The following is an 11490-nucleotide window of genomic DNA, read 5'->3' on the forward strand; positions in this document are numbered from 1 at the left end:
AATAATCAATTTGGAACGTTATTTAATAGACTAATATAAAAAATTTAATATAAAAAGGCCTGAAGCTATTCGTCTAAAACAAGATGGCAACGTGGCGGAATGGTTACGCAGAGGATTGCAAATCCTTGTATCCCGGTTCGATTCCGGGCGTTGCCTCCAAAAAAAATCTTGTTTTAGTTTTAAAAAAAAGTAAGTTGTGATTTTTACATTCCTCGGTAGCTCAGTTGGTAGAGCAGTTGACTGTTAATCAATTGGTCGCAGGTTCGAGTCCTGCCCGAGGAGCCAAAAAAAAAAAATAATCTAGAAATATATTTGATAATACACAAATAACTAAAAGGGTCACATTTTGGTTATGATTAAACTGCTTTAGAAATATTAGATCCTGAAATTTGTAATGTTTTGTTAAATTTTAATTTTTGATCAGCATTAAGTTCTGAATAAACTTTTGCTAAAAAATTATAATTAACATTCATATGTCCTTCTTGAGATTTTTCTAAATTAACTAAATATTCTGAAAAATCTTCGAAAAAATAATTTATTGGTACTTTTAAATAATTTGAAAGTTGAAGTAATCTAATTGAGCTTACTCCGTTGGTTCCTTTTTCATATTTTTGGATTTGTTGAAATGTTACATTAATAGCTTTTGCAACTTTTGTTTGTGTTAAACCTAAAGCTAATCTTCTTAACTTAAGTTTATTGCCTAAGTGTTTGTTGAAATTATCTTCCATTAAGACCCCTCTTAATTAAATTTTAAAACACTATTGAACAAATTTATTCGATCTACTGCAATAGAAAAATTTATTTATTTTAATTAAAAAACTACAAAAACTAAAAACCTGTCAAGTGTTTGTTAATAATAGAATGTATTTAAAAATTACAGTATTTGACTTAAGAATAGCTTGGTACGGTCGCTCTTTGGGTTAGCAAAAAACTCTTTTGTGTCTGCTTTTTCTACTATCATACCTTCATCCATAAAGATCATTTTATCTGCAACTTCTTTGGCAAATCCCATCTCGTGAGTAACCACGATCATCGTCATACCTTGGTTAGCTAAATCAACCATTACATCAAGAACTTCCTTAATCATTTCAGGGTCAAGGGCAGATGTTGGTTCATCAAATAACATAATCTTTGGTTCCATACATAAAGCTCTAGCGATAGCGACCCTTTGTTGCTGACCGCCAGATAATTGACCTGGAAATTTTTGAGCTTGGTCAAGTATTTGAACTCTTTCTAAATGTTTTAGTGCTAATTCTTCAGCTTCTTTTTTTGGCATTTTCTTTACCCAAATAGGAGCAAGTGTACAGTTATCTACAATTGATAAATGTGGAAATAAATTAAATTGTTGGAAAACCATTCCAACTTCAGCTCTAATTTGTTCAATATTTTTTGTATCTTCAGTTAAAGTATTACCATCAACAATAATATCTCCTTGCTGATGCTCTTCTAATCTATTTATACATCTAATTAAAGTTGATTTACCAGAACCAGATGGACCACAAACTACAATTTTTTCTTTTGGTTTAACTTCTAAATTTATGTCTTTTAATACTTGAAAATCTCCAAACCATTTATTTACATTTTTAATTTGAATAATACTATCAGACATAATTATCGCTCTGTTTTATATTTTTGTTCTAAATTATAGCTATACTTACTCATTGCATAACAAATAATCCAGAAAATTATTGCTGCAAATACGTAGCCTTCCATCGCAAATCCTAACCATTCTGGATTAGTTTTTGCTAAATTTAACATTCCAACTATCTCTAATAATCCAACTACAAATATTAGAGGTGTATCTTTCACTAATGCTAGGAAAGTATTAGCGATACCTGGAATTACTAATTTAAGTGCCTGAGGTAAGATTACAAATATGTGCATCTTCCAATACCCCATACCTAATGATTTTGCTGCCTCGTATTGGCCTCTTGGTAAAGCTTGTAAGCCCCCTCTTATTACTTCTGCAACATATGCAGCTTCAAATAATGAAATTGCAATAATTGCTCTAACTAGCTTATCTATAAAAAAATCTTCAGGTAAAAACATTGGAAACATTACAGCAGACATAAACAAAACTGTAATTAACGGTACACCTCTCCAAAATTCAATAAATCCAACTGATATATATCTAATCAAAGGTAACTCTGATCTTCTACCTAAGGCAAATGCCATCCCTATAGGAAAACAGAAAATCAAACAGAAGAACGAAATAATGAATGTTAAAGATAAACCTCCCCAAGCTCCAGTTTCAACCCAATTTAAACCGTCAAGTTTACCAAGCTCAATTAACTCTTCGTAAAAAACAAAGTATTTAAGAACAATATAAAGTGTTAATGGAACAATTAAAAAATAATAGAATTTAAATCTACTTGGAATTAAAAATCCAAGAATAATTGAAATAACTGCAGCGATTATACCATAAGAGAAATCAAAAAATACTGGCCCTCCTGATATAAAAAAGAAAATAAATAAAAAAGCAATAAAAGGATAAATAACTACATAATACAAAGTTAAATACTTTTTAAATTTCTCTGTCGCAAAATATCCAACTGATCCAAGTAAAGCTAAAGAGATAAAAGATAAATTTATTCTCCATTGCTCAGCATTTGGATACATTCCATACATAAATCTGTTAAACCAAACTTTAATATATGTCCAACATGCACCAGATCCGGAGCAAACATCTTTACTGTCACCAGCAAAACTAGCATCAACAAAAAACCAACTTAGAATTGGTGGTGTTGCTTTAATGATTACAAAAATAATTAATAATGAAAGAACAGCATTAAAACTATTCGTATTAATATTTTTGTTTAAACTATCTAAAAATTTATAACCACTATTTTCAATCCTAATAAAATGAAGACCTATAAATCCAATTATTAGAGGTATTAAAAAACTTAAAAAAGTTGGTAGGAAACCAGTGATATTAACATCAAAAAATGAATTCAAGAATACATCTAAAACACTAATAAAAAACAACAAAGAACCTAAATATAGAAATGTATTTAAATTTTCTTTATCAGGTCTTAAAAAATTAATTTTTGACATTTATTTTTCCTTAATAGCAATTTTTTTATTGTACCAATTCATTAATATAGAAATTGATATACTTAAACTTAAGTAAGTAAGCATGGTAATAGAAACAATCTCAATAGCTTTTCCTGTTTGCATTAAAGCCGTACCAGCAAATACTAAAACTAAATCTGGATAAGCAATTGCAGCTGCTAATGATGAATTTTTTGTTAAATTTAAATATTGGTTAGTAGTTGGAGGTATTATAATTCTTAAAGCTTGAGGCATTACTACTAATTTTAAAACTTGATTTGGATTTAAACCAATAGATGCAGCGGCTTCTTTTTGTCCTTTTCCAACACCTTGAATTCCAGCTCTTACACACTCTGCAATAAAAGTTGCTGTATATAATGCTAAAGATAGAGTTAATGCTATTAATTCAGGAGGTAAACTTACACCTCCTTCATAAATGAATGATGTAGTTGCAAGTTGTTTTAATTTTGGAATTTCAAAAGATAAATTTACTCCACCTATAACAAAACTTAATAAAGGTAGTATTAAAATTAATCCTAAAGATATCCATAAAACTGGTAACTGTTTACCTTGAGTTTCTTGAACTTTTCTTGCATGAATTCTGATTACAACTATCGCAATTATTGCTGCAACTATTGAATAAAAGAAAACATTAAAGTTTTCCCAAACAAAAGCTGGAACATAAAGACCTTTAATGGTTAAAAAGAAAACACCAAACATTGCATCAGCATCTTGAGGTAATGGCAATGCTCTTAATGCAGCAAAATACCAAAAAAATATCTGTAAAAGTAGTGGAATATTTCTAAAAAATTCTACATAGAATGCAGCAAATTTATTAATCAAATAATTTGGTGAAAGTCTTGCAACACCAACTATTACTCCAAGTATGGTTGCAAATATAATTCCAATAACAGAGACTAAGATCGTGTTTAATAATCCAACTAAATAAGCTCTGAAATAAGAATGAGATCCATCATATTCAATTAAAGAAAATTGAACATCAAATGAAGATTCTTGAGATAAAAAACCATATCCAAAATCAATACCTCTATTTTCCATATTGACTTGGGCGTTGTAACTAAAGAAACCAAAAACTAATATGACTGCTAAAACTGTAACTAACTGAGGAACTATATTTTGTAATTTGAAGTTCATTTAAGAGCTTATAAAAAAAAGGGCTAGAAAAATCTAGCCCTTTTTAATTAGTTAAATATGCAATTATCTTGCAGGTGGTACGTAAAGAATTCCACCTTTAGTCCATAATTCATTTGGACCTCTGTCTGGTAAAATTCCAGTGTCAGCTATATTTCTTTTGTAGCTTTCACCATAGTTACCAACTTGCTTGATAATTCTTAAGCTCCACTCATTGTCTAGACCAAAAGCAGCACCTAATTCACCTTCAGCACCAACTAATCTTTTAACAGCTGGATTGTCTGAAGATTTCATCATATCTGCATTAGCTGAAGTAATTCCATACTCCTCAGCTTCGATCATAGCATTTAAAGACCATCTAACGATATCTTCCCATACTGAGTCACCTTGTCTAACAACTGGTCCTAAAGGCTCTTTAGAAACAGTTTCAGGTAATACAATGTGATCATCTGGGTTAGTCATTTTAGTTCTTTGTGCAGCAAGACCTGATTTATCAGTAGTGTAAGTATCACATCTACCAGCATCATAAGCAGCTACGACTTCGTCAGCTTTTTCGAAAGCAACTGGCTCATAAGAAATTCCTTTAGAGTTAAAGAAGTCTCTCATGTTTAACTCAGTTGTTGTACCAATGTTTGTACAAGCTGAGATACCATTTTTGAATTGGCTTGTTGAAGTAATACCAGAACTTTTTCTAACCATGAAACCTTGACCATCGTAGAAGTTTACTCCAACGAAAGTTAGTCCGATATCAGCATCTCTAGAAAGAGTCCAAGTTGTGTTTCTTGATAAGATATCAATCTCACCAGAAGTTAAAGCTGTAAATCTTTCTTTAGCACTTAATGGTGTAAACTTAACTTTGTTTGCATCACCTAGTACTGCAGCAGCTACCGCTCTACATACATCAACGTCGATACCAGTCCAATTTCCTGCAGCATCAGCATTAGAAAATCCTGGAAGACCTTGAGATACTCCACATCTTACAAAACCCTTCTTTTGAGTGTTTTTAAGTGTTTTAGATTTTTTAGCAGCCATAGTTTCTGTTGTAAAAGTAAACAACACTGCAACCATTGCTACTAAAGAAGTTAATTGTTTTAAGTATTTAAACATTATTCTTCCTTTTTAGTTATTATTATTTGTTAACAAATAATTCAAAACATAGTTTTGAATTCGCAGGATTAAACCATTTTAGAAAAACTACTTCAAGAGGAAATTAGGGTCAAAAGAGTAAGTAATGGCGCGCCCTGAAGGATTCGAACCTACGACCCTCGGTTTAGAAAACCGATGCTCTATCCAGCTGAGCTAAGGGCGCAATTTTTGAATTACATATATATTACAAATTAATATTTAAACAGAAATTTTTTAGCTATCAATAATAAAGATAATAATTCAATTCGACCAATAATCATAAAGAAAATAAGAATATATTTAGTAATAAAATGTAAATTTTGGAAATTAAAATCACTTATTCCGTAGGCTGATGAGTTAACAGTATTCATTAATGTTAATACTCCAAGTTTAAATGAAAATTCAAAATTAATACCACTCAAAGATAAAAAAATTGTTAATGAAAAAAGTGAAATTATAAAAATTACAATTGTGAGAAAATATTTATTTATATCATGAGTTGCAAAATTAATTTTAGAAAATACCAGTTTATTCATAAATACATTTTTTGGTCTGCTAAATGATAGAATCTGATTTAAAGAATATTTTGTTAAAGAATAAATTTTCAAAAATCTTAATCCCGAACTTGTTGAAATAAATGAGCCTCCAATTATAACCAAAAGCAAATACAAAAATTGAAGATTAGTTTGATCAACATTCAATGAAATTCCAATATTAGAAATACTACTTACTAAAGATAAAAAACTGTAAGAAAAAGTATTATCGTAACTAAAAAATATAAAAAATATTCCAACTGTTATCACAAAATATAAAAATAAATGAATATCCTCATGAAAAAAATTAATATTTTTTCTTAAAAAAATTAAATTATATACAAAGAAAATACTAAAAAAGGAAACTAGCATTAATAAAGAAAAAATTATTATCTGTGAATTTTGAACAAGTATAGCTGATAGATCATTCACAGGTAAAAAACCACCTGATGAAATAATAGTCATTGTTAAATTTAATGAATTAAATGATCTAATTCCAAATAAATTAAGAATTATAAAAATAGCTAAAGTTAAGCTTGAATATAAAATAAATATTTTAATTGTTTGTTTTAAAATTTCGGTTGTATTAAATGATAAAAAATTTGTAAGGGATTTCTTTAAATTTTCATCATAAATATCAATTAAAAAAATTATAGAAAATAAAAAGTATAAACCACCTATCCATTGAATTGATGATCTCCATATTATTAATCCTTGATCTATATGTTTTATATTTTCAAAGATTGTGAATCCAGTCGAAGTAAAACCAGAAACTGCTTCAAATAAAGCATTTAAAAAAGTTAAGTTATAAATACTAAAATAAAATGGAATGGATAACACTAATGGCATAATAAAATATCCCAAAAGTACAGTTAGTATTTTTTCAAATATTGTAGGTTTTTTTTCCGAGGTATCAATTTTGTAAAACAAAAAACTAATTAAACAAGAAATTACTAAGCTAAAGTAATATGTATTTAAATTTAAGTATAAGTTGAAATAATAAGAGTAAATAATATTTAAAAAAGAAAAAACTGAAATTAATAGAAAAAAAAAACTTAAATATTTTACCCGAAGTATTGGCATTTAATTAAATTGAACTAATTCTAAAAATATTTTCAACAACTGAGATTGAGTCTTTTTTGGCTAAAAAAACAACTTTATCATCTTTTTGAAATACGAAGTCTGATCTAGGTATAATTACTTTATCGTCTCTAAGAATAGCACCAATTCGAATTTCCTCAGGAAGATTAGAATTTTTTAATTCTTTGTTAATTAATTCAGATGTCTCAATTATCTCTGCTTCTATTACCTCATATTCACCATTCATAATTGTATAAGCTGTTTCAATTGTTCCTTTATGTATATGTTTTAAAATACTCGATACTGTATTCATTCTGGGATCAATCAAATCATCAATTTTAAGTGAATTCTGTAATAATGAATAGTTTGGTTTATTAATTAAGGCCATTGTTCTTTTATCATCAATTTCTTTTTCATCTTTTGCAAATTTTTCGACTAAAACACTTACCATTAGGTTATCTTCATCATCGTTTGTAAGAGCTAGAACAGTCTCTGCTTCTTCTAAATTTGCCTCAGCTAAAACTTCTTCATCTAAGGCATCTCCATTGATAACTATTGTATTGTTCAGTTCGCTTGCAAGAAATTCAGCTCTGTCTTTGTTTTTCTCAATAATTTTTACTCTTGCGGCATCTAAATTTTCCTCAATATTTTTAGCTAAATTAAAACCAATATTTCCTCCACCAACTATAAGAATTTTTTTAGAAACTTTTTCGGTGTGTCCAAATACTTCCAATGTTTCGGACATTTGGGTTGAATTTATAATCACATAAATCTTATCATTGGTTTTTATTTCATCAGTTTTTTTGGGAATAAAAAACCTATCATCCCTTATTACACCTATTACATTTGCTTTAAGATTAGGGTATTTTTTTGTAAGATCGCTTAATTTAATATTAATCAAACTACAATTTTCATTAATCAATATTTCAAGTAACCTAATTTTATTTTCTGCAAAAGGTACACTATCTAAGGCACCAGGAGCTTCGAGCTTTCTTTGGATTGATTTTGCAATTTCAATTTCTGGTGAAATAATTACATCTATTGGTAAGTTTTCTTTGTTATAAACAGTTGTAAACTTTGGATTTAAATAATCCTGAGATCTTATTCTGGCAATTTTTTTTGGTATTTTAAATATCGAGAATGCAATTTGACATATAACCATATTTATTTCGTCATTTCGAGTTACTGCTATAATCATATCGGCCTCTTGTGCATTAGCCTTTTCAAGAATTGATGGATAACTTCCTTTTCCAAGAATAGCTTTAACATCAAGTGCGTCATCAATTTTTTGAATATCTTCGCTTGATGGATCTATTACAGTAATAGAATGACCTTGTTCACTAAGCTGTTTCGCAATAGTAAATCCTACCCTTCCTGCGCCACAAATGATTATGTTCATTTAATTAAATTCTTTAATTCCTAAGCCTTTTAATTTTCGATGTAAGGCACTTCTTTCCATTCCAACGAAATTAGCCGTTTTTGAAATATTTCCATTAAATTTTTTCAATTGAATAGTTAAATACTCCTTTTCAAATTTTTCTCTAGCCTCTTTTAATGGCACAGATAGACTGTTTTCAGCCAATTGTTCATTGAAATTAATATTTTTTAAGGATTCTTTTATTATATTTGATATTTTTTCTTTTGTGTCTGGTTGTAAAATTGCAATTCGTTCAATTAAATTTCTTAACTCTCGAACATTACCGTGCCAATCATGATTTAAGATATAAGAATTATCTTCGTCTATCTCTAATTCATTAATATTATAATTTTCAGATACTTTTTTTGAAAAATATTTAATCAAAAGTGGAATATCTGAAATACGTTGATTTAATGGTTCTACATTTATTTCAAAGACATTAAGTCTATGAAATAAATCTTCTCTAAAATTTCCTATTTCAATTTCTTTTTTCAAATCCTTACTTGAGGAGCATATTAATCTAACATTCACACTTACGTCATTTGAACCATTAACTCTTTTAAACTTTTGATCAGTTAAAACTCTTAAAATTTTAGATTGTATATCTAAAGGTATTTCAGAAACTTGATCTATCAATAATGTTCCTTTATTAGCTTTTTCTAATGCTCCATAAGATATAGAGCCGTTATCTTTTTCTTCACCAAACAATTCTAATTCATATTTATTTGAGTCTAATAAAGCTCCATTTAACACTACAAAAGTATTTTTATTTCTTTTTGATAATTTATGAATTTTTCTTGCTATTAATTCTTTTCCAGATCCTGATGGACCGTTAATAAATACCCTACTTTCAGTAATAGAGATCTTATTAATTTGATCATTTATATTTAAAATATTCTTACTATTTCCGATCAATTCATATGAAGAAAATAATTTTGTTTCATATTCTTTGTTTTGTTTTTTAAGACTGTAGTTTTCAACTGCCCTTCTTATAAAGTTTAACAATCTCTCTTGATCAAAAGGTTTTTCAATAAATTCGAAAGCTCCTTCATGAAGAGATTTTACTGCCATTTCAATATTTGCATGACCTGAAATTATAATTACAGGTACATCTTTGTCTTTTGATTTGATGTGAGATAGCAATTCTATACCATCATTATCACCTTTATCTAATTTAACATCAAGTATGGCAACATCTGGAAGTTTTTTATCTATCTCTGTTAACGCTTGATTGTAATTAGCAGCAAGTCTTGTTTTATAACCCGCGTCTAAAATTAACTCATTTATGATATTTCTTATATCAGCATTATCATCTACAATTAAAATTTCTGAACTCATTTTATTTTACAAAATTTATTTTAATTTTTGCTCCTTCATCCAAAGGTATAAATTCAATTTTTCCATTGTGATCATTTATAATTTTACTTACTATTGAAAGCCCTAATCCAGTTCCATTTTTTTTAGTAGTAAAGTATGGGTTTAAAATATCTTTAATATTTGCCACAAATATCCCAAATCCAATACCATTATCTATTATATTGATTATGATGTGGTTATTTTCTTCTTTAACTTCAATAGTGATTTTTTTCTCTAATTTACTGTTGTTTTCTACTCGTTGCTGAATACTTTCAATTGAGTTTTTAATTAAATTAAAGAAAACTCTAGCAAGTTGCTCTTTGTCACTATTTAATAAAACTTCTTTTTGATTGCAATTAATAGAAATATTAATCGTATTATCTAATTCATTTAATAATTTAATATTATCCTGAATAATTTGAATTAAATTGTTTTCTTTTAAAATAGGTTTCGGCATCCGTGCGAAATCTGAAAATTCATTAACTAAATTTCCTATTTGTTTAATTTGGTTATTTATTATCTTTAAATTCTCATTAAAATTTTGTTTTTCGTCTTCATTAACTTGATTAGAATATTTTGTTTTCATTCTATCTATTGTTAACTGAATTGGGGTTAAAGGATTTTTAATTTCATGCGCCAGTTTTCTTGCTAAATTACTCCATGCTTCATGTCTTTCATTTATTATTAATTTTTCCTGTTGATTTCTAAGTCTATCAATCATTAAATTGAAATTTTTATTTAAAATTTCTAAATCTTTATCAGTTTTTACTTCAGGAACCTTTGTATCAAATTTTCCCTCTCCAATAGATACTGATGCATTAATTAAATTGTTTATGGATCTAAAAAACCTAGAAGAAAATCTTATAGCTATTGATATAGAGACAAACAATAGAACGCTAACAACTATTACATAAATAATTGCAAAAGATATTTTAATACCTGTGCTCTTTTCCTCAACAGTATAATAAAAATTTATTGCTTCCTCGGACTCAGTTAAATATTTAGAGATATCTTTATCCAAATATTTCACAACATATAGAAACCTATTATCAAAATTTTGTAATCTCATTATTGCAGCAGACATATTTTCTGGAGCGTTTATAATTTTTAAAGGTCTATCATCGTCAAGAACTAGTGCCAAAGCTCTATCTACAGGAGGCACATATAGCTGGTCATCTTTTAGCGATGTAAATAATAATTTTTTATCAACATTGATGATGTGAATTTCATCAACGCCTCTAATTAATTTCTGGGTATCTAAAAATCTCTTATATTCATTTGGATTATCATTTAAAAAATTTTTACTTTTATTGGTATCAAAGGCTATTAAAACAATATCTGATTGAATTTTATTTCTAATTTCGTCTACATAATTTTTAGCTAACTCATAGGAATTATTAACTACAGTTGTAACTTTCTTGTCGAAATATTTTTCTAAGGCAAAAGAAAAAAGGAACAATGAAAAAATAGAAATTAGAACTGAAGGTATTAAAGTAAATAGAGCAAATACAGTAATATACTTTTTATTAGATTTTAAACCATCTTTATCAATATCTGTTTTAATTGCTCTTCTAATTTCAGAAAAAATAAATACAAAAAGCGAAGTTAGAAGCAGGATATTTAATATTAAAAGATATTGTAAATTTTTATCAGTTAGTTTTATAAATCCTTTATCAATAAAAGTTAAAAATGTTAAAAAACCTATCGATAATGTGATAATAAACAATATTATCAAATAAATATTTTTCTTAATAAAATCTGACATTTGAGTATAAA

9 protein-coding genes and 3 tRNA genes are annotated in these 11490 nt (G+C 27.7%); 2 read left to right on the top strand and 10 right to left on the bottom strand.

Going from position 1 to position 11490, the window contains the following annotated elements:
• Positions 1 to 85: 85 nt before the first annotated feature.
• A tRNA-Cys gene (locus ACTTAX_RS01735) sits at positions 86 to 159 on the top strand.
• Positions 160 to 209: 50 nt separating this feature from the next.
• Positions 210 to 285: transfer RNA gene (locus tag ACTTAX_RS01740), tRNA-Asn, on the top strand.
• Positions 286 to 356: 71 nt separating this feature from the next.
• Here ACTTAX_RS01740 and ACTTAX_RS01745 read toward each other — a convergent pair.
• The 10 genes from ACTTAX_RS01745 to ACTTAX_RS01790 form a co-directional block, all read right to left on the bottom strand.
• Positions 357 to 728 carry a helix-turn-helix domain-containing protein gene (locus ACTTAX_RS01745; RefSeq protein WP_262589252.1) on the bottom strand — a complete coding sequence of 124 codons (372 nt, stop codon included), beginning with the start codon at positions 726 to 728 and terminating at the stop codon, positions 357 to 359.
• 146 nt (positions 729 to 874) lie between these two features.
• Positions 875 to 1609: an amino acid ABC transporter ATP-binding protein gene (locus ACTTAX_RS01750; RefSeq protein ID WP_316963573.1), complete on the bottom strand. Its 735-nt coding sequence runs from the start codon at positions 1607 to 1609 to the stop codon at positions 875 to 877.
• Between the two features lie 2 nt (positions 1610 to 1611).
• Entirely contained in the window at positions 1612 to 3054 is a 1443-nt protein-coding gene (locus ACTTAX_RS01755; protein ID WP_440692368.1) for an amino acid ABC transporter permease, read from the bottom strand.
• Complete coding sequence (locus ACTTAX_RS01760) at positions 3055 to 4206, bottom strand: amino acid ABC transporter permease (protein ID WP_440692370.1); 1152 nt, start codon at positions 4204 to 4206, stop codon at positions 3055 to 3057.
• 63 nt (positions 4207 to 4269) lie between these two features.
• Positions 4270 to 5310, bottom strand: coding sequence for an amino acid ABC transporter substrate-binding protein (locus tag ACTTAX_RS01765; RefSeq protein ID WP_440618463.1), 1041 nt, complete (start codon positions 5308 to 5310; stop codon positions 4270 to 4272).
• A 125-nt stretch (positions 5311 to 5435) separates the two neighbouring features.
• A tRNA-Arg gene (locus ACTTAX_RS01770) sits at positions 5436 to 5512 on the bottom strand.
• Positions 5513 to 5540: 28 nt separating this feature from the next.
• Positions 5541 to 6710 carry a TrkH family potassium uptake protein gene (locus ACTTAX_RS01775; protein WP_440692372.1) on the bottom strand — a complete coding sequence of 390 codons (1170 nt, stop codon included), beginning with the start codon at positions 6708 to 6710 and terminating at the stop codon, positions 5541 to 5543.
• A 238-nt stretch (positions 6711 to 6948) separates the two neighbouring features.
• Positions 6949 to 8340 carry a Trk system potassium transporter TrkA gene (gene trkA, locus ACTTAX_RS01780; RefSeq protein ID WP_440692374.1) on the bottom strand — a complete coding sequence of 464 codons (1392 nt, stop codon included), beginning with the start codon at positions 8338 to 8340 and terminating at the stop codon, positions 6949 to 6951.
• A complete protein-coding gene (locus tag ACTTAX_RS01785; RefSeq protein WP_440692376.1) occupies positions 8341 to 9696 on the bottom strand; it encodes a sigma-54-dependent transcriptional regulator in 1356 nt (451 codons plus the stop codon).
• Between the two features lies 1 nt (position 9697).
• Positions 9698 to 11479, bottom strand: coding sequence for an ATP-binding protein (locus ACTTAX_RS01790; protein WP_440692378.1), 1782 nt, complete (start codon positions 11477 to 11479; stop codon positions 9698 to 9700).
• Between the last annotated feature and the right edge of the window lie 11 nt (positions 11480 to 11490).

The organism is Candidatus Pelagibacter sp. HIMB1695 (assembly GCF_052047655.1).
Taxonomy (GTDB): Bacteria; Pseudomonadota; Alphaproteobacteria; order Pelagibacterales; family Pelagibacteraceae; genus Pelagibacter.